Source organism: Vibrio sp. G-C-1 (assembly GCF_021728015.1).
GTDB classification, from domain to species: Bacteria; Pseudomonadota; Gammaproteobacteria; order Enterobacterales; family Vibrionaceae; genus Vibrio; species Vibrio splendidus.
The window spans coordinates 39,097-62,258 of record NZ_JAKKCR010000012.1 but is presented as its reverse complement, the minus strand read 5'-3'; the positions used below and the strand labels follow the sequence as shown (position 1 = coordinate 62,258).

Sequence of the window (23,162 nt, the reverse complement as noted above, 5' to 3'; positions counted from 1 at the left end):
GGACGTTCGTGGCGAACAGTGCGTTCAATGAGATGAATGTTGGCGACAGCAAAGTCGAAAGCTTCACGGTGACGTCGGTAGACGGCACAGAGCAAGTCGTGAAAGTGACGATCAATGGCACCAACGATGCGGCGACGATAGAAGGCGACACTGAGGTCGTGGCCTCTGAAACCGATGCGGCGTTGAGCTTGACCGGCACCTTGACCGCGACGGACGTGGACAACGCAGACAACACCTTCACAGCGACAAGCAAAGAAGGCAGCTACGGCACGTTCAGCATCGCGGAAAACGGCGAGTGGACGTTCGTGGCGAACAGTGCGTTCAATGAGATGAATGTTGGCGACAGCAAAGTCGAAAGCTTCACGGTGACGTCGGTAGACGGCACAGAGCAAGTCGTGAAAGTGACGATCAATGGCACCAACGACTTGCCAACAGTCGAAGACTTCACCGTGGGTTTAGATAATAACGAGGAAGCATTCTTTACATTTGATGGCGGCCAATTTGGTAACGAAAACAACGTTGCAGATATTGAAGATGATACTTCAGGGACACCAGTCGATGTACAGATCCTTGAAGAGCCATTGTTCGGTAAGTTGTATGATGTTTCAGGTGGTGGAAAAGTATTAATTGAAGCAAACGATATAATAAGTAGTGACGCTCAAGTAGAGTATGAACAAGATCCCAACGCGGTAGATAAACTTGATTTCGTAGCTAGTACTTTCGCAAACCAAGTTAATAATGGATCCAGCAGCGTAAGTTATCTACAAGGGAGCGTAATCATAAGCTCTGGTATTTACGACGGTAGCTCCCCAACTGACGCTAATGTAGTCGATACAAACTCTTATTTGGTTTACGACAGTCAAAACCAAGAAGATGGCTTTGGTGTCTCAACTAATGCGAATTCAACTAGCGGAGAGTTGGATGTAGTTAGCGGTGGCAACCAGGAATATATCTCTGTTGATTATTCTCAATCTGGTGCAACCATTACAGAAGCCAATATTGATTTTGGTAGTGTATTTGGAAATTACAATGCCGGAAATACTGCTGGAGGTCGTATTAATGTCCTCGCGCTTGATTCAGACGGTAATGTAGTTGGTACTTTCTATTTTGATAGTGACGAAACTGGTGATCATGCTCTTTCTATCGACAATAATGGTAATGCTACTGTTAATGTCTCTGTTCCTGATGGATTTACTGAGTTGCGAGTTTTCACTACGCAAGATGGTTCAGATGACCCCGATAAGAACTCAAATATTACATTGAAAGGAGTCGATGTAGTCAGTGCGGAACTTACTGAAGAAATAGATTATAAATCGGTAGACTCAGGAGGCTTGCTGAGTGACGAAACTGCTCAGTTAACAATTACAGATAATTCGGCGGGACAATCTCCCGTTGCACAAGACGATACAGTCTCTGTGTTCGGTGGCCTATCTGGTTACTATTACGGCTCTAATGATAGTATTAACGGTAATATAGACTCTGTTCAAGACGCATTAAATGTCATATCAAGCCAAGATGCAGATCTTACGTTTGAAGCTAGAGACATTAATTACACCCTGAATGGAAATACTAATGGCTTAAGTTCACAGGCTCAATTTGAAGACTTCTTGAACAGTGATGCTTCATCGTTAGAAGGTTCAATTGCTGATCACACAGATGGTGTCATTAAGATGAGCGGCTCTATTTATCTAGAGCAAGGGGACTTTGCATTTAAAGTTACAGCAGATGATGGTTATACCATTCTGATTGATGGTGTTGCGGTGGCAACGGTCGACCAAAATCAATCTTCTACAACGACCCTTCATGATTCATTTACTATCGATAGTTCGGGTTACCACTCAATTGAAGTCGTTTATTGGGACCAAGGTGGTGCTGCTAATCTAGACATTAATTTGGGTACTGTAGATGGTAATGGTAATTACAACAATGGTGAGCACGATTTAAACGACTTCCCATTGATTGGCGATGTTCTATCTGTACGAGAGGGTGAATCTTTGACTGTAGACTCGTCACTTCTTGTTGCTAATGATTATGATCCAAATACAGGTGATAGTTTTACTATTGTCGCCGATGGGTTTAGTTCGGCTGACGGAACTGTGTCATATGATCAGAACAGCGGTGAAATAACCTTCACGCCAAACAGTAATGTAACGGGTAGTGCGTCATTCACGTATACAATCGTTGATAGCTCTGGTCTTACTGATACGGCAGTTGTTACTACATCAGTTACTCCAATTAGTAATGGGCTAGTTGTTTCTGCAGACTTAGCTGCGTTGAGTTCTGGAGTCTCAGATGATGTCTTAAGCTTTGTATCTCAAGTGCAAAGTACAGGCCAGGCTAGTTATAATAATAGTTTGTATGGCGATGGAGCCAACATTGTTACTGATGGAACACAGGTGGCTGGTACTAACTCAGGCGATCTTATCGAATATGGATCTGGAACCCATTATTTAGCAAACGGTGGTGAAGGTAACGATATATTACTGGGTGGATCGTCCGTTAACGACATAATTGATGGTGGTGCTGGAGACGATATTTTGGTAGGTAGTGCCCTTGATGGTGGTTCGATAGAGCTTCGAGGCGACTCGATATCTGACAGTGGAGACGATATTTTAGTATCTCAGAACTCTGACCGTACAACGGCCTATCGTGGTTTAGATGGAACAGACGTAGCGTATTTGCCGGCCTCTTCTTCTGAACTTGAATATGTTTCTGGTAATGGTCAACCTTGGGACTTCCGCTTAATAAAAGACGTAGATGGTGATCCAGATAACAATATCTTGGCGAATCATGATTTTTATGGCCTTGAAACGTTATATCTACAGGATGGTAAGTTTGATGTGTCAGACGGTCAATTGACTAAGGTTTCTGAGGTATTTGAGTTAAGCATCGATATCGACTTATATGACAACGACGGTAGCGAGCAAGTAACTTCACTCGTGATTAGCGACGTACCAAGTGATGTAGTTTTATCTATAGGTACCAAGCAAGCAGATGGTACTTGGGTTATTGAGCCTAGTGAACTTGATGGCGAAGGTAAGCTGACTGTGATTGTTGAAGCGCCTGTAAATACTACACCAGTACTAACGGTTACCGCCGGCGCTCAAGAAGTTGATGACCAAGGTCATGCATTAGATTCAGAAATGTACGCAGATACTCAAACCGGAACGATCTTTACGGCAAGTGAAAGCACGAATGGCGATAATACAATTATTGGTTTTGATGGTGATGATGTATTGCTAGGTGATACTGGTGGTGTAGTTGATAACTCTGTTGCACCAACCAACTACAATATTGCTTTAGTAGTCGATACTTCAGGCAGTATGAGAGACGCACTCAATAACAACAGTAGCCAATCTAAGTTAGCCGTGGTTAAAGCTTCACTCATTGCTATGTTGGCAGATATTGCGTCTCATCCAGGTATTATTAATTTGGCGTTAATTGGTTTCGAGGCGAGCGCGAGTATAGAAATAGACTTGCAGAACTTAGACGAGTCAGACTTAGAGCAGACAGTTAACTCAGCGATCAATGATTTGACTGCGGATGGCGCAACTAACTACGAGGCTGCTTTTGATTCAGCTAAAGATTGGTTTGCTGATGATGATCAACCGTCGAGTTATGAAAACTTAACGTTCTTCTTAACTGATGGGAAACCAACTGTGTCGAACAGTTCAAACAACAGCGGCTCTACCACCCAGTTTGATGAGTTTGCTGACTCTGTTACTGCTTTCGATGAGCTAGCGGATGTATCAAAAGTTAGAACGATAGGTATCGGAGATGGTATTGATTCTGAAATATTAGAACACTTCGTTAGTGATAATGGTTCTTCGTACACGTATTCATCAACTACAACGCAACTTGCAAACTTTAGCTCTAGTACAGGTGAATCTTGGAGCCTTGAGAACTTTGCGGTTTCCGGTGGCACAGCAGTACTGACTAGCTCAAGCATCTTGCTAACCGATACGGGTGACATTAATAGCTCAGCTTCGATGACCAGCCCTGAGTTTGTTGTTGCTAGCGGCGAAGCGTCAGTACTGACATTCGACGCATCACAGGGTAGCTATTTCGGTGGCGGCGATACGTTTGGGTGGAGTGTTCAGAAATTTGATGAACAAGCTCAAGCATGGGTAAGTGTCTCATCTGGAAGTAGTACTGGCTCGATTGAAACAGATCTACTTCATGAAGGTAAGTACCAGTTAGTACTCTCTGTTTATGAAGATCAAAGCGGTTACACTGCAGACGTATACTTAGACAACTTTGCAATCAAGACAGTAACAAGTACGACAGGCGACGTTGAAATCGTTCAGTCAAGTCAAGGGTTAGATGCTGCACTTGAGGAAGGTAGCAACGAAATCACGCTACTGCCTGTAGGTAGTGATGCTCTAAGCGGCGGTGCCGGTAACGATATTTTGTTTGGTGATGTTATCAATACTGATAACTTGCCATGGGATGATAATGGCCTTGTTCGTCCAGATGCGTTAGCTGATGGTTCGGGTATGGAAGCTCTAACAACGTTCTTACAGATGTTGAATGGTGCAGAACCTACAGACATGGAAATCTACGAATATGTTAAAGATAACCATGAGTTGTTTAACGCAGACAGTGATACGCGTGGTGGCGATGATACCATTACCGGTGGATTAGGTGATGACATTCTCTATGGTCAAGGTGGTGAAGATACGCTTATCGGTGGATTAGGTGACGATATCTTAGTTGGAGGTGACGGCGATGACCTGTTCCTGTGGGTTGACCAGCCATTCCAAGGTGATGTTGATACTATTAGCGACTTCGCTCTAGGTGAAGATCACTTAGATATCTCTCAATTGTTACCAACTGAGAATAATATGTCGGATCTTCTAGAACACATTGCGATTGAAAAAGTTGATAACGGCGGTGGTGATAAAGATTTGGTTATCACTATCTCGGAAGACGCAAGTAATAGCGGTCAGACACAAACGATTGTACTCGACAATACGGGGAATCAGTTTGACTCTGTGAACGCTCAAGGTGATGGCAGTGTGATAAGCAGTGATTTGAGTAACTTGGTTAATCAACTCTTTGTGAACTTACCAGACCAATAACAAAAAAGGGCCGAAAGGCCCTTTTTTAATACATCTGTTTTGCTATAGAAGCTAGCTTCTAAAGCACTAGAATTAAAGCACCTTACAAGCGAAGCCTTTTAGGTAGAAACCTTCTGGGTAAGCTGTATCGATCAAGTGATCGGCAGCTTGCTCGAAGCGTTCAACAAATTTCACTGTTCTGCCCGCATCTAGAGCGGCGTCAGCGATGATTTTTTGGAATAGGTCAGCACCCATCAAACCTGAGCAAGAGTAGGTGAGTAGTGTTCCACCTGGCTTCAGGATTTGCATCGCTAGCATGTTAACGTCTTTGTAGCCGTTAGCGCCTGAAGTTAGGTTGTTTTTGCTTGAAACGAACTTTGGTGGATCCATGATCACTACGTCAAACTTAGTGCCCTGGTCACGGTATTCGCGAAGCAGTTTGAATACGTCAGCGTTTAGGAATACAGCACGCTTTTTCGAGATGTCGAACTCATTCAGTTCAGCGTTGAACTTAGCCGTATCAAGAGCAAGTTGAGATACATCTGCGTTGATCACACGCTTCGCGTCGCCTTTAAGTGCGTAAAGGCCAAAGCCACCGGTGTATGAGAAACAGTTAAGGACATCTTTGCCTTTAACGTATTTCATAGATTCTTTACGGCTATCACGTTGATCCATGTAGAAGCCCGTTTTGTGGCCTTCCATAATGTTCACGCTGATTTTCACGCCGTTTTCTTCAATGACTACTGACTTAGGTGGCTCTTCGCCATGCAGTACGCCGACGGTTTGCTCTAAACCTTCTTTTTTACGAACCGCTACGTCAGAGCGTTCGTAAATATTACATTCAGGGAAGCATTCAACTAAAGCTTCAACGATAACGCTTTTGTTGAATTCCGCGCCAGCACTCAGTAGTTGGCAAACTAAGAAGTCTTGGTACTTGTCGATAGTAATACCTGGCAGGCCGTCAGATTCAGCCGCCGTTAATCGGTATCCCGTTAGGCCGTCACGTTCGATGATATCTTCACGTAGTGATTGTGCGTCTTTAAATCTTTTGATGAAAAACGCTTTATTGATTTCTTCCTTTTCAAATGTCCAAACACGAGCGCGAATTTGAGATTCTGGTGAGTAAGCTGCTTTTGCGAGCCACTGACCATTTTGAGCATATACGTCTACAGTTTCACCTTGTTGTGGTTCGCCTTCGACCTTATCGATACCGCGTGAAAATACCCAAGGGTGTTTACGGCGTAGTGATTTATCTCGGCCTTTAGCTAGATGAATTGAAGGAGTCATAATTTACTCTGTTTGTTGAATTTGAAGGAGGGGTATTGTCGGGGAAGTACAAGGGAAAAGCAAATAAGAAAGGGCTGCAGAAGCAGCCCTAGTAATGATTAATTAACACATAGTGGTTAGATATCAGTATTAAGCTTTGAGACCTGTCAGCAAACCTTCCATTGTATCGCTTTGCTTACGAAGTTGGTCAACATTTACATTACTCTTACTGATCATTTCACAGATGCTGTCTGATTGATGACGAATCTCTTCAACACTTTGTGCAATGTTGTCAGCAACAACACCTTGCTCTTCAGCAGCAGTAGCAATTTGAGTGCTGCTATCAGAAATAGATTGGTTCTTTTCAGCTAACGATCCAATCTCAACGTTTACTTCCGACATCAGTGTTTGACCTTCGTTAGCATTGCTAACAGTCACTTCCATCAATTTTGTCAGTGATTGGCTGTTACGTTGTAATGATTCAATCATACTTTGGATTTCAACCGTTGCTTGCTGTGTTCTTCCGGCAAGGGCACGGACTTCATCGGCAACAACAGCGAATCCACGACCTTGCTCGCCAGCACGTGCAGCCTCAATGGCAGCATTCAGGGCTAATAGGTTAGTTTGTTCGGAGATGCCATTGATGGTTGCGACCACTTCATCAATTTGCGCTGCATTAGCATCAAGCTCTTCTACCGCTTGCGAAGCTGATTGAATTTCTTGAGATAGGCTTGAGATAGATTTTAATGTATTCGAAACTTTTACTTGGCCACTCTGTGCAACACCGCGAGCGTCCATAGTCTGAGAGCTAGACTCATGAGCAAGTGTTGCGACTTCACGAATCGTAGCTGCCATTTGTTCCGTTGCACTTGCTAAACTATTCAGATGTTCTTGTTGGTTACCCGAGATGTCTGAGCTCTGTTGTGTCGACTGGTTTAAGTCAGAACTGATCTGTTGCATGAGTGCGACAGACTCTTGGATTGATAGAACCATGTTTTGTTCGCGCTCTGCTACTTTATCAATAGTAATTGCGATTTCACTAAACTCATCACGAACGAGGAAGTAGTTCATACGACAGGTGAGATCACCACTCGCTAGCGTGCTTAACGCTTTGTTCATAGAGAACATTGCGCCGCCGATGAAAGTCATGATGTAGTAAACACCTAGCGCGATCAGCGTTAGGGTTACTGCGATAATTGAAACCTGAGTCGTAGATAGAGCTGACCATAAGTTTTGGTCATGGTTCGCAACCAAGCTGAATGCACCGTTCATAACTGAGACGGAACCAACACCATAGCCTAAAGAGATGGTTTCAGAATTACTGACAAGTTGAGCAACTTGATCTTTCGTCAGTTGACCCGCTTCGATAAGTCCTTTCATCAAGAGCATTTCTTCTTGATAAAGATGAGCAAGTAAAGAGTCTGCGGCGCTATCTAAAACAAGAGTTAATATAACCAAGGCGAGAAGAGGTAATAAGAAGAGTAGATAGAACTTTTCTTGGATTTTTAGGTGAATGAGATATTTGTCAATCCAACGAAATGGGATTTCTTTCATAATCGTTATACTCGAAGTAAGTCCACCAATAAGCGGTGAATGAATAGAGTCGCAACTATATCATTCATACAATTTATGAGGCAACGTTATGGAAAGTTCACAATATATTTTTGTCGTATCAGGCGTAGTTCAGTGTGTTGGTTTTCGCTATCATACCAGTAGGCAGGCACAAGTTCTGGGCATTTCAGGCTATGCAAAGAACCTAAATGATGGCCGGGTTGAAGTGTTAGCTGTCGGAAAGGGTAAGGAAATAGAGAAGTTCCACGCTTGGCTCAATATTGGCCCTTCGAGTGCGACGGTAGACCAAGTAGTGATGCATCGAGTTAAAGAAAGTGAGCGGCAGGATGTGCGTATAGGGGAATTTAAAATACTGTAGCTAGCGCACTACAGTATTTACCTTTTTACCTTGAGAGCAACCTAAAGCTGTTTAAGCTTTACAAGCATTTTGCTGGTTTAGGTAAACCCGCGAGCTTGGTTGCTTGTTTAGCAGGGCCTTTCTTGAACAATTTGAATAGGTACTTGCTGTTACCTTTCTCTGGGCCGTGCGCTTTTTCCATCGCTTTAACGAGCATACGAACAGCCGGAGAGGTTTTGAATTCTTCGTAAAAGCTTCTTACAAAATGTACCACTTCTAAGTGCGCATCAGTCAGTTCAATCGCCTCGTCTTGAGCAAGAATCTCAATCATACCTTCTTCCCATTGTGTGTAGTCCAATAGGTAGCCTTGAGCGTCGGTTTCGATTTGCTTGCCATTATATTCAAACATGTTTAATCCAGAATCCAATTAACTATGCAGATAGGGTACATGACCAAGTTTGCATTTCTCAATAGATATTGTAGCTATCTAAAGAATTATTACATTGATAGATACAAAAAAGCCCAAGAGACAGGCTCTTGGGCTATATTTTCAGCGACAGGTAGATTAGTCGTTGCTGTTCATAATACCTAAGATGCTTAGTAGGCTGATGAAGATGTTGTAGATCGAAACATACAAGCTGATAGTTGCTGAGATGTAGTTTGTTTCACCGCCGCGGATGATGCTTTGCGTTGTTAGCAAAATAACACCAGTCGAGAATAGGATGAACATACCGCTCATTGCTAAAGACAGTAGAGGCATTTGTAGGAAGATGTTTGCAACCATCCCTACTAGCAGAACAACAAAACCAGCCATTAGCATACCGTTAAGGAATGAAAGGTCACGTTTAGTCGTCAGTGCGTAAGCTGATGCACCCATAAATGCTAATGCTGTACCACCAAGTGCAGTAAGGATGACATCACCCATGCCTGCGCCAACGTACATGTTTAAGATTGGACCAATGGTGTAGCCTAAGAAACCTGTAAATAGGAATGTGAAGACTAGACCCATGCTGTTGTCACGGTTCTTTTCTGTTAGGAACAGTAGGCCGTAGAAACCAACTAGCATAATGATAAGACCAGGGCGAGGAAGGTTCATCGCCATAGATACGCCTGCTACTACAGCAGACCAAAGTAGTGTCATAGACAGTAGTGCGTACGTGTTACGCAACACTTTATTGGTTTGCAGAGCATTCTCTTGAGTTGCTGTGCGTGAAAACATAGGGCTGTTCATAATCTTCCTCGTAAGGTGACTTCAATAGTTATTAGTACATTTATGGGGCTGAAAGTTCGAAAAATCAAGTCTTTCATTCCTTTTGTATACCTAAAATAATAATCAAAATAGTCGGTTAAGTGTTTCTTAAGGTGTAACAAAGTGTTTCTAATGACGTATAACGTGTCGCTAATACTCGATGTTCAGACTTTTATAGTTACTGGCTAATGATTTATAACCTTTGAAAAACTATCTATAACCTTGAAAAATAAAGAGGCGACCTAAGCCGCCTCTATAGTTTATGCATCATAACACATTAATGGTGCAAGATTTGGCTCAAGAAGTTCTGCGTTCTGTCCGATTGTGGGTTTTCAAAGAAGTCGACAGGGTTGTTCTCTTCTATGATTTCACCTGCATCCATAAAGATAACGCGGTCGGCAACTTCTTTAGCAAAACCCATCTCGTGCGTTACGCACAACATCGTCATGCCTTCTTCTGCAAGCTCGACCATTACATCGAGCACCTCACGTACCATCTCTGGGTCGAGTGCCGATGTTGGTTCATCAAACAACATGACTTGAGGGTTCATACATAAAGAACGAGCGATTGCCACACGTTGTTGTTGACCACCAGACAGTTGGCCTGGGAATTTATCCGCTTGCTCAGGGATTTTTACACGCTCGAGGAATTTCATCGCGATGGCTTCAGCTTCCTCTTTCGGCATTTTCTTCACCCAAATAGGGGCCAGAGTACAGTTTTCTAAAACCGTTAGGTGAGGGAATAGGTTGAAGTGTTGAAAACACATACCTACATCTCTGCGCACTGCTTCAATGTTCTTCAGGTCTTCTGTAAGTTCATTACCTGAAACGAAGATATGACCTTTTTGGTGCTCTTCTAATCGGTTGATACAGCGAATCATCGTGGATTTACCTGAACCAGAAGGGCCACAAATTACAATTTTTTCGCCTTTTCTAACTTCTAAATTGATGTTTTTAAGAACGTGGAACTCACCGTACCACTTGTTCATGTCTTTTAACTCGATCATAAGACCTTGAGAGTTGTTTTCTGTTTGCTGCGTCATAATACGTCCTTGATCTTGTTAATTATCGTTTGTGACCGGTGTGAAGTTTGTTTTCTAGCCAAATCGAGTATCTCGACATGCCAAAACAAAACACCCAGAACACTAACGCGACAAATACATAACTTTCTGTTGAAAACCCAAGCCATTCAGGATCGGTATTCGCGGCTTGGCCAATTCCCAATACATCAAACATACCGATAATTAAAACCAGACTGGTATCTTTGAACAAACCAATAAAGGTATTCACAATTGAAGGAATCGTGATTTTAAGAGCTTGAGGTAGAATGATAAGCCCTGTTTTTTTCCAGTAGCTCAACCCTAAAGCATCAGCGGCTTCGTATTGACCTTTTGGTATTGCTTGTAAACCACCGCGGATTACCTCTGCCATATAAGCAGCACTAAATAGTACTACCCCAACCAACGCTCTGATCAGTTTATCGGTTTCCATCCCTTCAGATAAAAAGAGTGGAAGCATTACCGAGGCCATAAACAGAACCGTAATCAGCGGTACACCACGCCAAATTTCGATGTAAACGGTACACATACTGCGGATGATCGGCATCTCTGAACGACGCCCAAGTGCCAATGCAACGCCAATAGGAAGTGACACTACAATACCAACAAGTGCTATGATCAGCGTAACCAGTAGACCGCCCCATTTATGGGTATCAACAACCTCTAGTCCAAATACACCACCGTATAGTAAGCCAGCAATGATAAACGGGTAGATGTTTACGAAGAACAACCAAATCCACGTGCGCTTAGGTGTTTTTTCGTAAGCTAACAAAACGACAAAAATAGCTAACGTTGCGTAGAAAAGGCGAGGGCGCCACAGTTCAGCTTCTGGATAAAAGCCGTACATGAATTGGTCCCAACGAACACTAATGAAAACCCAACAAGCACCGTCACTAGTACAGGCATCGCGTGTTGTTCCAATCCAATCAGCATTAATGAATGCCCAATCTGCTATTGCCCACAATAAAGTGAAAGCAAAATAACCAAGGACCACAGTGACGACACTGTTAATTGGTCCATTAAATAGATTTTTTCTTAACCAACCGACAGGTCCAACAGTATTCGCTGGAGGCGGAAGATCAGGTTGAAATTGATGTGTACTCATCTTATCTCTCCACCAACGCTACTTTGCGGTTGTATATGTTCATTAGAGCGGACGTTAATAGGCTTAGAGTCAGGTAGACGCCCATTGTCATCGCGATTACTTCGATAGCTTGTCCAGTTTGGTTCAATGTTGTCCCTGCAAATACAGACACAAGATCAGGATAACCAATGGCCATCGCAAGTGATGAGTTTTTGGTCAGATTCAAATACTGACTGGTTAATGGTGGAATGATAATTCTTAATGCTTGTGGAATAATCACCAACTTGAGGGTTCGTGTTCTAGGGAGACCTAGAGACATCGCAGCCTCTGTTTGCCCATGGTTTACCGCGTTAATACCTGAACGCACAATCTCGGCGATGAACGCTGCTGTGTAGATACTTAAAGCAAGCATCAACGCTGCTAGTTCAGGGATGATGCTTATACCGCCTTTGAAGTTAAACCCTTTCAAAACTGGGTACTCCGCAGAGATAGGCATGCCCATAACAAAGTAAGTTACCAACGGTAAGCCCACAATCAGTGCCGCAGCAATTCGCAACATTGGTGTTTGTTGGCCGGTTAGCTTTTGCTTGTTATTAGCCCAGATGTTGATAACAAAAGTAGCGATGACACCAGTAATCAATGATGCGATCACAATGCTACTGCCTTGCTCTAACACTGGTGCAGGGAAGTACAAACCACGTACGTTCAAGAAAATGGCTTCACCAAGGCTCATACTTTGACGAGCAGAAGGTAAGGCTTGTAGAACGGCGAAATACCAGAAAAAGATTTGCAACAGAAGAGGGATGTTTCGGAATATCTCAATATAGATAGCTGCAAATCGGCTAACTAACCAATTTGAAGAGAGCCTTGCAATACCCATACTAAAGCCCAGTACCGTGGCTAACATGATGCCGAGTACAGAAACCAAAGCGGTATTGAGAAGACCGATAAAGAAGGTACGACCGTATGAGAATGTTTCGTCGTATTCAATCAGTGTTAAGCCGATACCAAAACCAGCTTCTTGGGATAAAAAATCAAAACCAGTGGCGATACCACGGGAATCTAAGTTAGTGAGTGCATTATTTACAATCGTGTAAAAAAAAGCACAAAGCGCCCCGACGGCGAGAATTTGGAAAACAATTGAGCGAAAAGTGGGGTTGTAAAAAAGGTTGGCACTTTTGGGCTGTGGCTTTGCCTGAGCTGGAGAAATAGTTTCATTAGGTTTCATACTGCTATAACCTCAAATCCATTTAATAAATAGGGCGGAAAAGTCCGCCCTAATTGATGCTTGTAAATTTATTAACGGATTGGTGGAGCGTACATAAAGCCGCCCGCATTCCATAGTGCGTTTACGCCACGAGAGATCTGTAGTGGTGAACCTGTACCAACAGTACGTTCGAAGCTCTCACCGTAGTTACCAACTTGTTTAATGACTTGGTAACCCCAATCGTCACGAATACCAAGGCCTTTACCTTTAGGACCGTCTACACCAAGAATACGTTTGATGTTTGGATCTTTTGACTTAAGCATTTCGTCAGCATTCTTAGAAGAGATACCGTACTCTTCCGCGTTAATCATTGCTGAAAGTGTCCACTTAGCAACGTTGAACCACTTGTCATCATCTTGACGAACAACAGGGCCTAGTGGCTCTTTAGAGATGATTTCAGGAAGTACTTGTGCAGATTTAGGATCAGCTAAGTTTAGGCGAAGTGCGTATAGACCAGATTGGTCAGTCGTTAGCACATCACAACGACCCGCGTCGAAGCCTTTAGATGTTTGTGCTGCCGTATCGAATACCACTGGCTTGTAAGACATGCCACTGTTACGGAAGTAATCGGCTAGGTTAAGTTCAGTTGTTGTACCTGATTGAACACATACAGAAGCGCCATCAAGCTCTTGAGCACTTGTTAGACCGAGTTCTTTCTTAACCATGAAGCCTTGACCATCGTAGTAGTTAACGCCTACGAAGTTCAGACCTAGAGCAGTGTCACGATGTAGTGTCCATGTTGTGTTACGAGATAGTACGTCGATTTCGCCTGATTGAAGCGCGGTAAAACGTTCTTTAGCAGTAAGAGGTACATACTTAACTTTAGTTTTGTCACCGAGTACAGCCGCTGCAAGAGCTTGACAATACTCAACATCAATTCCTTCCCATTCACCTTTTGAGTTAGGGTTAGAGAACCCTGGAAGACCGGTACTTACACCACAAGTTAGAAAACCTTGAGATGTGACTTTGTCCAGAGTGCTTTCTGCCGCTGATGCTGATGTTGCCATCATCGCAGTTGATGCAGCTACTACTGAAGCAAGAAGTGTTAGTTTATTTGTCATTTGTATCCTTCCTTGTTAACCAGGTGACACCTGATACTCGTGCTCATTTGAGTTTTTCTATATGTGTTGCGTTTTCTATGACCTTGTTACTCAAATCAAACTGGTTGCATTTTGCAAATGAAACTGTGTGCGATTTAAACAACTATTTATAAGGTTAGGAAAGGATCCGTACTTTCACAAATGTATAATTTAAAAAGAATTTTGAATGAAATCACAAATCCGAACACAATTAGAATGACCAAATGTTAACTTAATGTAAATAGTGCAGCGCTTCACACTGTTGGTGCAACGAGATTTAGATTTTTATATTGACAATTGACTAGGTTAATATTCTGAATCAATGTCACAATGATGAAACATTAAACTTCAGAAAGATTGAAATTTGGTGAATAAATATTTTTATTGCACTTGGATAGTTATTAATATGCTCCAAATTTGGTAGCATGGCTGAATAGTTATTGAAGTCACCTCAAGGAAGAACATGCGTTATTTCCCAATGTTTTTAGATGTAGAAAATAAGCCAATCTTAGTGGTGGGTGGGGGTGAGGTTGCTTGCCGAAAAGTCGATAGCTTGTTAAGAGCTGGGGCGGATGTCACGTTAGTGTCCCCAAAGGTAGAGCCTTACTTAAAGCAGCTTGTCGATGATAATAAATTACATTGGATTCAAAATTTTTACTCTTCACAACTTATCTCGAAAAACTACTTACAAGTGTGGGCAACAACAGACAACCCAAACCTAAATCATCAAGTACATAATGATGCAAAAAAAATGGGTATTCTTGTCAATGTGGTCGATGACTTACCCTATTGTGACTTCATCACTCCCTCAATGATAAATCGCGGAAGAATCCAAATTGCGATCTCAAGTGGGGGCGCATCACCTGTTTTGGTGAGAAATATTAGAGAAAAACTCGAAACGGTATTGCCACAAAACATAGGTTTGATTGCGGACTTTGGTGCATCAAAACGCAATTCGATTAAGGAGTCTTTTCCTACTGTTGATGAACGCCGCAAATTCTGGGAACGCTTTTTGTCATCCAGTTTTATCAATCAAGTGACGGATAGGGAGCAACTTGAATCGTATTATCAACAGTCGCTGACTGAGCAAGTTGATAGTGAAGGTCAGGTAACTTGGATCGAATTTGAGCAAGACGTTGAGTTATTGCCTATGAAGGCCCTACGTTTGATGCAAGAAGCAGAGTTAGTGCTTTCACCGAGCGATTGTCCATTTGAATTTGTTGACCTGTGCCGCCGAGACGCAGAAAGAGAAGGTTATGCTGACAGTGGAGAGCTGTCGACCAAGCTTGAGCAAGCGAGGGCCGAGAAATTGCGAGTGTGTGTCTTTATTCCACCAGCGAGTGTTGAGTTCAATTTACTGGCCGGCAAAGACCTTAAACTGTCTGTTGCCAAAGTGCTCAGTTGAGTTGAGTTGATAGATTTTAGTTGAAGTGAGCGCTTTCTAGTTGTTTGAAATCGACTAGAGACGCTGAATAACATTGACCCGATAAATAAAAAGCCACTTCCCAAAGAAGTGGCTTTTTGCTATTTCGAACACGACATTGTGCTGATGAATGAGCAACCCAAATAAGCGGTCGCTCAAACTCAAAAATTAGTCGCGGAAGTTGTCAAACTGGAAAGGTTGACCAAGTTCACCGCTGCGAACTAGAGCCATAACAGCTTGTAGATCATCACGCTTCTTACCGGTTACACGAACTTTGTCGCCTTGGATAGAAGCTTGAACCTTAACTTTGTTGTCTTTGATTAGCTTAACGATTTTCTTAGCGACATCCGTTTCGATGCCTTGCTTAAAGATAACCGTTTGGTGCCAAGTGCGACCTGTTTGGTCTGCCGCTTTCGCTTCCATCGCGTTAGGATCAACATTACGCTTTGTTAGGTTGCTACGAAGGATATCGCGCATTTGCTTCAGTTGAAAATCGTCTTGAGCAGTCAATTTTACTGATTCATCTTTGTAATCAAAGCTTGCTTCAACGCCGCGAAAATCGAAACGAGTCGATAGTTCACGGTTTGCGTTGTCTACCGCGTTACGCAGTTCTACTGCTTCTACTTCAGAGATAATGTCAAATGATGGCATTGTGTTGTTTCCTTAAGCTAAGTTTCTATCTTTAATTGCTGTTGCAAGCATATCTAGCATTGTTGCAGTATCTTCCCAGCTTAGGCATGGGTCAGTAATCGACTTGCCGTATTCTAGGTTGTTGATATCTGTCATTGGCTGGTTACCTTCTACAATGAAGCTTTCCGCCATGATGCCTGCAATTTGATTCTTGTTAGATTTGATTTGCTCACAAATGTCTTGTGCCACTTCTAACTGTTTACGGTGCTGTTTCTGACAGTTAGCGTGGCTAAAGTCTACAACCAAACGTTGAGGTAGATCGAATTCAGCCAGTTGCTTACATGCGTTATCTACAGATTCAGCATCGAAATTCGGGCCTTTATCACCACCACGTAGAATTACGTGACCGTATGGGTTGCCAGAAGTACGGTAAACCGTCATACGGCCGTTCTTATCTGGCGAGTAGAAGTAATGTGAAGCATGCGCAGCACGAATCGCATCAATAGCAATTTTGATGTTGCCGTTAGTTGCGTTCTTGAAACCAACTGGGCAAGACAGTGCAGAAGCCATTTCACGGTGAATCTGAGATTCAGTCGTACGAGCGCCAATTGCGCCCCAAGTGATAAGGTCTGCAATGTACTGACCGGTGATCATATCAAGGAATTCAGTCGCGGTAGCTAGGCCAAGCTTGTTGATATCTAGTAGAAGCTTACGAGCTTTGTTCAAGCCTGTTTCAAGTGCGTATGACCCATCAAGGTTAGGATCGGTAATCAAACCCTTCCAACCTACAACAGTACGAGGTTTCTCGAAGTAGGTTCTCATTACAACGAACAGTTCATCTTTGTACTGGTCTTGAATCTGACTTAGACGCTCGGCGTAATCAAGTGCCGCTTCTGTATCGTGAACAGAGCAAGGGCCTACGATAACTAATAGGCGGTTATCACGACCCGTTAGAATATCTTCGATTTGGCGGCGAGAATTTTTAATGCGCTCAGCAACGTCGTCAGTAATAGGATGTGCATTGCCTAGTTCGGCAGGAGTTGGCATAGGACCCAGAGCTTGGGTTCTCAACTCATCAGTTTTTAATGGCATGTGATGGCTTTTTTATTCTATTGCGAAGTGGTTAAGATAACGGAATTGAACAGAGGAATAAACTCTCTTAAGTCAAAGTTATCTCTGTTATTGCTAATATTCTTATTTTTATCAGCAGGCCAGCGCCAAATAAGGGATTTTCACTTGTATTAACAGGCAGCTATCGGTATTTTCGTTTGAACACAACATAAAAATGCTGGAGCAGCAATGACTCAAGAAAATCAAAGCACTTTGCACCCAGAACTGGTCTTAGGTGATGTGCTGCCTTCTTACAACGATAATAATAATTCTAACCATTTATACGTTTCATTATCTGAATTGGTTATGGATCGTATCTTCTATCACCCAAGTATTGAAAGTCACTTAGATACACTGACTGATATCGAAAAAACCTCTTTAGATGCGATCCTTGGCGATAAAACAGTCGATGAGCATTTTGTTTCGACCTTAGTGATTGCCATCCAAGCTGCCGTTCAGCCAAATCATACTTCTGTTCGTATCGCGTTAAGTAGTGCTGACAGCTATGGCTTCCGTTCGCTACTTGGTGGTAGCTGTGAAGCCGAAGAGATAAACCCGGCACTAGGTGTTCGTGGGGTTGCTCGTTATGCAACATCAGAGTACAGCAAAGCATTCGCTTTAGAGTGTCAGGTAATTAAAGCGTTGCGAGAGCAGGGTATTAACGTTGAAGTGGTTGTACCGTATGTACGAGCATTAAGCGATGCCGCTAAGATTATTGATTTGCTTGCAGAGCAAGGCTTACCGCGAGGCCTTAATGGTTTGAAAGTACTGTTCTCGTGCGATGTGCCGTCTGCAGTGCTACTGAGCGAAAGATTGCTGCATTACTTTGATGGTGTTGTAGTGAACGTTGATAGCTTAGCGTCTTTCACTTTAGGCGTAGACAAGCACAATGAAGCTCAGCAACATGCTTTTGATCCACAAAACGAGGCGGTTATTACCTTGTTGAGTATGATTGTTAAAGCAACGCTGAACGCGAAGAAACCCGTCCTGCTTGTGACTCAAGGCTTGGTGGACTACCCGCGTCTACAAGGCTTTATCGCTGATCTTGACGGTGTTGAGACAGTCGTTACTGCATAGACCAGCTTATTGTCTAAATAAATCAACTTGCTGTATGAGTTTATTTAAAGCAATAAAGCTTTGAGAATGAAAGAGATATCATTATGCGATGATATCTCTTTTTTGTAACATTTTTTTGACATCTCGAGCGCTAGTCGATTAACTGGTCTGATGACTTATTTGACTAGGTAACTCGAATGTTGACCCCTCTACAAAAAGCAAATTTCTACTTGAGCATGTTTGGCTTTTTCAAAGTGCCTCTGATCTGGCTATGCCGACCAAAACTGCTCGCGCTGGATAATCAACATGTTGAAGTGAAAATTCCTCTCAAAAGACGAACTAAGAACCACCTCAATAGCATGTACTTTGGTGTGTTAGCAGTAGGTGCTGATGTGGCGGGGGGCTTTCTTGCAATGAGTAAATCCCAGCAGCAAGGCGAAAAGATCTCGCTGGCATTTAAAGAGGTGACAGGTAACTTCTTGAAGCGCCCGGAAGGTGACGTACACTTCACTTGTAACGATGGTGAGCTGATCAACACTATGCTGGCTGAAACTATGTCTACTGGCGAGCGTGTGAATCAACCCGTGACCATAATCGCGACTTGTCCGTCTTTGCATGGCGATGAACCAATGGCGGAGTTCACGCTAACGCTTTCGATTAAGAAAGTTCCTTCTAGAAAATAGCTCGGAAGTATAAGGTTGGTCGGAATCTAAATCTGAAGATCATAGTTCAACTGAAGGCATTCGTAGAACAAGTGGAAGAGCGGTATGTGAATCTAGTATCCACATACCGTAACAACGCTATGACTCTTGAGTGATTTGCTCGATATCAACGATCTTTGAACGGTTCATTACGATTTTCCAACGGTAATAGGTCGGTTCAGTATCGTGATTGTTCTCTTTAATAATCAGGTTGAGTAGGTGACGCTTTTCGACAGACTCACGGCTTACTTGCCCTTCATTCAGGCGATATACGTTATTTGACCCCTTGTCCATCAAACGCGTCAGCGCTCTCAGGCTGATCGATAACGTTTCACGAGTCTCTTCGTAACCACTCATGAATGTTGACGTCGACATCTCGGTATGTGAACGATAGTGCAAGACTTGCTCTTCACGCTGAACGACACGTTTCTTGCGTATTGATTGAATACGATCAGCTAACTTGGAAAAGTTCGCATAGTCCAACCATTCAAGCTTGTGGCCGACAGATTTATTGGTTGTTGGGTCAAAGTAGCGACGCTTCCACTTGGGTTTGCCTTTACGAAGCCAACGCCAAAGGATGTCTCTCAAGTCATCTTTAAATATTTCACGCAGTGCGTAGATAAATGACATCGACACGATGAAAGAAGCGGTAATCTCTCCTAGAAAATCACGAGCTAATATGACGGTTGTCGTCACGACCACCATGACTAAGCCTGTCGCAATACCTTTAACGGCACGCTTAACGTTTTTACCCATGGAGGTGGTCTTCTCCTTGAGTACGATAGGGTGCTCTATCAAACGTCGCAGTAATCGCATCTTGTTACTCAGGCGCGTTACGTCCTCACGAACTTTGGCTGAGTTATAGCGATTAAGTTTACGATGGGCAGTCTCTTTGTCACACAGCGTCAAGAGTCGCTCTTTTATCGTCGAGTACTCACTGCCACGCGGCATATGAGAGACCAGAGATAAGAATTTTTGCTCTGTGTACCAAGAAAGGTAGTTATCAATATTTGCGTAGTAGCGTTTGAGGTTTTCTTCATAAGGAATGCTTCGGCGAAGCTTCTTCAAGATGTCTAACGCGAGCTCAATGACTTCATCAACCTCATCCGCTGTTACGTCGTCACTATCAGTCTTATTTAAACTGCTCACGGCTTTATCTAAAGCAATAACATATTGATATGCGAACAAACTCAAACTCACACGATACTGTGTCGTTGATAAGCGTCCACGTTTTGCCAAGCGACTGTGTACTAAAGGTAACAGTGTCTTGTCACTGTAGTAGGCGCGCTTTTGAGTAATTGAGCTGTAGAAAAAGGCACTTTCAGAAAGTACTTCGGGAGTGAGTCCGAGTTCACCGGGAATGAATAGATAAACGTCCATGTCGAGCTTTTTGGTCTTCGCCATTGCATGGTTAATTTTGAGTGTTATCGCATCTTGTTTATCAACGGTGATCAACGATGTCTCCTAGAATGTAAAAATATGAATGAAACTAGCGAAAGCATATCAGAGATCACGTATAATCACCGCCAAATTTAAAGTAGAGAAAATCTTGATGATTAATATTGGTCAAATAAACAACTTAGAAGTAGTAAAGCAAGCCGACTTCGGTGTATTCCTTGACGCTAGCGACTATGGAACCGTGTTGCTGCCAAAACGATTTACTCCTGAAGGTGTTGAAATTGGTCAAAAACTGGATGTTTTCTTATACATTGATTCTGACAACCAGATCGCTGCAACGACTGAAAAACCAATTGCTCAAGTGGGGCAGTTTGGCTTGATGACGGTTGAAGGCGTAAACAGCACCGGTGCATTCATGAGCTGGGGCGTGAAAGGTAAAGACCTTCTTGTTCCTTTCAGCGAGCAACGTGGTCGTTTAAACGAAGGCCAGTCAATCTTAGTATATGTGTATATTGATAAAGCATCTAGCCGCATTGTAGGTACAACAAAGTTCAACAAGTGGTTAGACAACACGCCTGCGACTTATAAGCAAAACGAGCAAGTGGATCTCATTATCGCTGAGCGCAGCCAGTTAGGTTACAAAGCGATCGTGAACGGTGAGCATTGGGGCATGATTTTCCCATCAGACATCATCGGTAAGCTGTTCATAGGTAAAGCGCTAAAAGGCTACATTAAAAACGTTCGTGAAGAAGACGGTAAAATTGACTTGTCTCTTCAGAAAATTGGTGTGGCTAAAATGGATGACCTAAGCACTAAGGTTCTCGATCTGCTTGAGAAGAAAGGTGGTTACTTACCTTTGAATGATAAATCTTCTCCGGAAGTTATTTTCTCTGCATTCAGAACCAGCAAAGGTACGTTCAAGAAGACAATTGGTGGTTTGTACAAGTCTGGCAAGATCACTATCGACAAAGAAGGCATCAGCCTAGTTAAATAAGCGAGCTTGTCGGTCAAAAAAAAGCCCAAACCTTCCTGTTTGGGCTTAGGGGAAAGGGCTCCGAAGAGCCTACGCTAATCGTTTTAATTCTTTGACTGTTAGACTGAAGTCTAGTTTAAATTCCCTAATAAGCGATTTTTGTTATTGGAAATAGCGACTTGAATTGATATTTGTATAATTAAGTGTTGATTTTTCAGTGCTTCCCTTGAAATGAACTAGCCGACAAGAATAGAAAAAGCCCAAACAATGAAGGTTGTTTGGGCTTTTTGTTTTTCTCAGTACAGTGTGAGCTTTAATCGAACGACTAGAAAAGGTTTTTGTCGCGTACTAGCTCTCTTGGTAAGCCATTCTTCACTCGGTTACCTACCCATTTACCAAGGCCGATGATTGCGCCGTTGTATTTTACTAGTACTTCGCCTTTGCCTGACAAGCCTTCTGGGCGAACGTCTCGGCCCATGAACCATTCTCGAGCATCTTCGATGATGAGGTCTACAATGTTAGCTTCATTACCTGTCGCGAGCGTTGTCGCGACTTGGTGTTGCCATCGGTAACCTTTTTTATGGGTTTCAGCGATCTTGATGCCCATACGAGAGAAACGGAATGCACCGATCATAGGCTCAAGCGCCTCAGGGAATAGCCAAACGTCTTTATCTCGGATCCAAACTTGAGTATCACTTGGTAGTTCGATATCGAGAGCACTAAGCAGTTGTTCAGCGACTTCTTGCTGAGCTTTCTTTGACGCTTTTTCAAATGGGAATTTACCCATGCGTTTTTTAACTTCTGGTGGAGTCACAGACGCTAGTTTACGGATACGTGCAACAAAGAAACCTTCAGAGTCATACACCTGAGGGAAGATGTGAAGAAAGCCCTCTTCAGTCGTCGTTGCTTTTGCGTTGTCGAACAGTGATTCAAGAGATTCAAACTCAACCGCATCACCAAAGGTTTCTTTTAGGTGATGGCACACTTGTTGGTTCTCTTCAGTGCTTAACGTACATGTTGAGTAAACCAAAACACCATTAGGTTTAAGAGCATGGAATGCACTTTCAATCAGGTCTTTTTGCGTGTCGGCAATATCGACTACAGATTGATACGTCCAGTTCTTCATCGCATCAGCGTCTTTACGAATGGTACCTTCGCCAGAGCAGGGTGCATCCAGCAAGACAGCATCAAACTGTTCTGGCAACCAACCACCGAAAACTCGACCATCGAAGTTACTGAGTGCGGCATTACGAACGCCACAACGTTCGATGTTGGCGTGAAGCACTTTCACACGGCTAGCAGCGTATTCATTGGCAACCAACACGCCACGATTATTCATTAGAGCAGCGATTTGCGTTGTTTTAGAACCGGGTGCAGCAGCAGTATCTAACACGGCTTGGTAATCAACTTCGCCTTGGAAAAGTGCCGAAGGTGGCATCATAGAACTGGCTTCTTGGATGTAGAAAAGACCAGACATGTGTTCTGCCGTATTACCTAGAGGCGCTTCACTTTCATCGGCTGTAATCCAAAAACCTGTTTCACACCAAGGTACAGGTTCCAGTTCCCAGCCTTTCTCTTTTGCTCGTACTAGGAAGTCTTCCACACTGATTTTCAGTGTGTTGACTCGAATACTTTTACGAAGTGGTTTTTGGCATGAGGCAACAAAAGAAGCCATATCTAGGTGACTAGGCATGATCGCTTCGATGTGCGTTAGGAATTCTTCAGGAATATATACGTTAGCGTGCAAAAGAGTATCTCGAATTATTGCATTAATGCGGGGAGTTTAAAGCAAAATGAGGTCGTCCTAAACCATATTTACGGCAAACAACAAAAATGCAGCCGAATGGCTGCATTTTGATGAAGAATTAATCTTCGTTAAGCTGTATTAATTTGCATGGAG

Annotated in this window: 18 protein-coding genes; 6 read left to right on the top strand and 12 right to left on the bottom strand. The window is 43.0% G+C overall.

Translation table 11 applies throughout. The annotated features are described in order from the left end of the window. Positions 1-8 precede the first annotated feature (8 nt). On the top strand, positions 9-5,081 hold the full coding sequence (locus tag L3V36_RS17360) for a VCBS domain-containing protein (RefSeq protein WP_346656345.1): 5,073 nt from the start codon (positions 9-11) through the stop codon (positions 5,079-5,081). 72 nt (positions 5,082-5,153) lie between these two features. Here the strand turns inward: L3V36_RS17360 and L3V36_RS17350 are convergent, their stop codons facing one another. Beyond that, positions 5,154-6,347 (bottom strand): class I SAM-dependent methyltransferase, encoded by a 1,194-nt coding sequence (locus L3V36_RS17350; RefSeq protein WP_017077195.1) that lies wholly within the window; start codon positions 6,345-6,347, stop codon positions 5,154-5,156. Positions 6,348-6,476: 129 nt separating this feature from the next. After that, positions 6,477-7,880, bottom strand: a complete 1,404-nt coding sequence (locus L3V36_RS17345) for a methyl-accepting chemotaxis protein (protein WP_054547704.1) — start codon at positions 7,878-7,880, stop codon at positions 6,477-6,479. A gap of 88 nt (positions 7,881-7,968) precedes the next feature. Here L3V36_RS17345 and yccX point away from each other — a divergent pair, with 88 nt between their 5' ends. Further along, positions 7,969-8,256 carry an acylphosphatase gene (gene yccX / locus L3V36_RS17340; protein WP_102448283.1) on the top strand — a complete coding sequence of 96 codons (288 nt, stop codon included), beginning with the start codon at positions 7,969-7,971 and terminating at the stop codon, positions 8,254-8,256. Between the two features lie 58 nt (positions 8,257-8,314). On the opposite strand, the gene L3V36_RS17335 is transcribed toward yccX, so the two are convergent. The 6 genes from L3V36_RS17335 to L3V36_RS17310 form a co-directional block, all read right to left on the bottom strand. Then, positions 8,315-8,644: a TusE/DsrC/DsvC family sulfur relay protein gene (locus L3V36_RS17335; protein ID WP_004733621.1), complete on the bottom strand. Its 330-nt coding sequence runs from the start codon at positions 8,642-8,644 to the stop codon at positions 8,315-8,317. 156 nt (positions 8,645-8,800) lie between these two features. After that, positions 8,801-9,466 (bottom strand): Bax inhibitor-1/YccA family protein, encoded by a 666-nt coding sequence (locus tag L3V36_RS17330; protein WP_017077199.1) that lies wholly within the window; start codon positions 9,464-9,466, stop codon positions 8,801-8,803. Positions 9,467-9,761: 295 nt separating this feature from the next. Next, positions 9,762-10,526: an amino acid ABC transporter ATP-binding protein gene (locus L3V36_RS17325; RefSeq protein WP_004733637.1), complete on the bottom strand. Its 765-nt coding sequence runs from the start codon at positions 10,524-10,526 to the stop codon at positions 9,762-9,764. Positions 10,527-10,548: 22 nt separating this feature from the next. After that, on the bottom strand, positions 10,549-11,646 hold the full coding sequence (locus L3V36_RS17320; protein WP_017077200.1) for an amino acid ABC transporter permease: 1,098 nt from the start codon (positions 11,644-11,646) through the stop codon (positions 10,549-10,551). Between the two features lies 1 nt (position 11,647). After that, positions 11,648-12,853, bottom strand: a complete 1,206-nt coding sequence (locus L3V36_RS17315) for an amino acid ABC transporter permease (RefSeq protein ID WP_004733635.1) — start codon at positions 12,851-12,853, stop codon at positions 11,648-11,650. A gap of 71 nt (positions 12,854-12,924) precedes the next feature. Beyond that, complete coding sequence (locus L3V36_RS17310) at positions 12,925-13,953, bottom strand: amino acid ABC transporter substrate-binding protein (RefSeq protein ID WP_004733634.1); 1,029 nt, start codon at positions 13,951-13,953, stop codon at positions 12,925-12,927. Between the two features lie 481 nt (positions 13,954-14,434). Here L3V36_RS17310 and L3V36_RS17305 point away from each other — a divergent pair, with 481 nt between their 5' ends. Continuing rightward, positions 14,435-15,376, top strand: a complete 942-nt coding sequence (locus L3V36_RS17305) for a bifunctional precorrin-2 dehydrogenase/sirohydrochlorin ferrochelatase (RefSeq protein ID WP_017082223.1) — start codon at positions 14,435-14,437, stop codon at positions 15,374-15,376. Positions 15,377-15,562: 186 nt separating this feature from the next. Here the strand turns inward: L3V36_RS17305 and L3V36_RS17300 are convergent, their stop codons facing one another. Both L3V36_RS17300 and L3V36_RS17295 read right to left on the bottom strand, forming a co-directional pair. Continuing rightward, a complete protein-coding gene (locus L3V36_RS17300; RefSeq protein WP_004733632.1) occupies positions 15,563-16,045 on the bottom strand; it encodes a YajQ family cyclic di-GMP-binding protein in 483 nt (160 codons plus the stop codon). 12 nt (positions 16,046-16,057) lie between these two features. After that, a complete protein-coding gene (locus L3V36_RS17295) occupies positions 16,058-17,116 on the bottom strand; it encodes a 3-deoxy-7-phosphoheptulonate synthase (protein ID WP_017077204.1) in 1,059 nt (352 codons plus the stop codon). A 207-nt stretch (positions 17,117-17,323) separates the two neighbouring features. Between L3V36_RS17295 and L3V36_RS17290 the strand changes: the two genes are divergently transcribed. Beyond that, complete coding sequence (locus L3V36_RS17290; RefSeq protein ID WP_004733630.1) at positions 17,324-18,211, top strand: putative PEP-binding protein; 888 nt, start codon at positions 17,324-17,326, stop codon at positions 18,209-18,211. A 176-nt stretch (positions 18,212-18,387) separates the two neighbouring features. Further along, positions 18,388-18,873: a DUF4442 domain-containing protein gene (locus L3V36_RS17285; protein WP_017082222.1), complete on the top strand. Its 486-nt coding sequence runs from the start codon at positions 18,388-18,390 to the stop codon at positions 18,871-18,873. Between the two features lie 117 nt (positions 18,874-18,990). Here L3V36_RS17285 and L3V36_RS17280 read toward each other — a convergent pair whose 3' ends face one another. Further along, positions 18,991-20,346, bottom strand: coding sequence for a hypothetical protein (locus L3V36_RS17280; RefSeq protein ID WP_004733628.1), 1,356 nt, complete (start codon positions 20,344-20,346; stop codon positions 18,991-18,993). 28 nt (positions 20,347-20,374) lie between these two features. Between L3V36_RS17280 and L3V36_RS17275 the strand changes: the two genes are divergently transcribed. Then, complete coding sequence (locus tag L3V36_RS17275; RefSeq protein ID WP_004733627.1) at positions 20,375-21,283, top strand: S1-like domain-containing RNA-binding protein; 909 nt, start codon at positions 20,375-20,377, stop codon at positions 21,281-21,283. Between the two features lie 304 nt (positions 21,284-21,587). Here L3V36_RS17275 and rsmF read toward each other — a convergent pair whose 3' ends face one another. Next, a complete protein-coding gene (rsmF, locus tag L3V36_RS17270; RefSeq protein ID WP_102448281.1) occupies positions 21,588-23,009 on the bottom strand; it encodes a 16S rRNA (cytosine(1407)-C(5))-methyltransferase RsmF in 1,422 nt (473 codons plus the stop codon). Positions 23,010-23,162 lie beyond the last annotated feature (153 nt).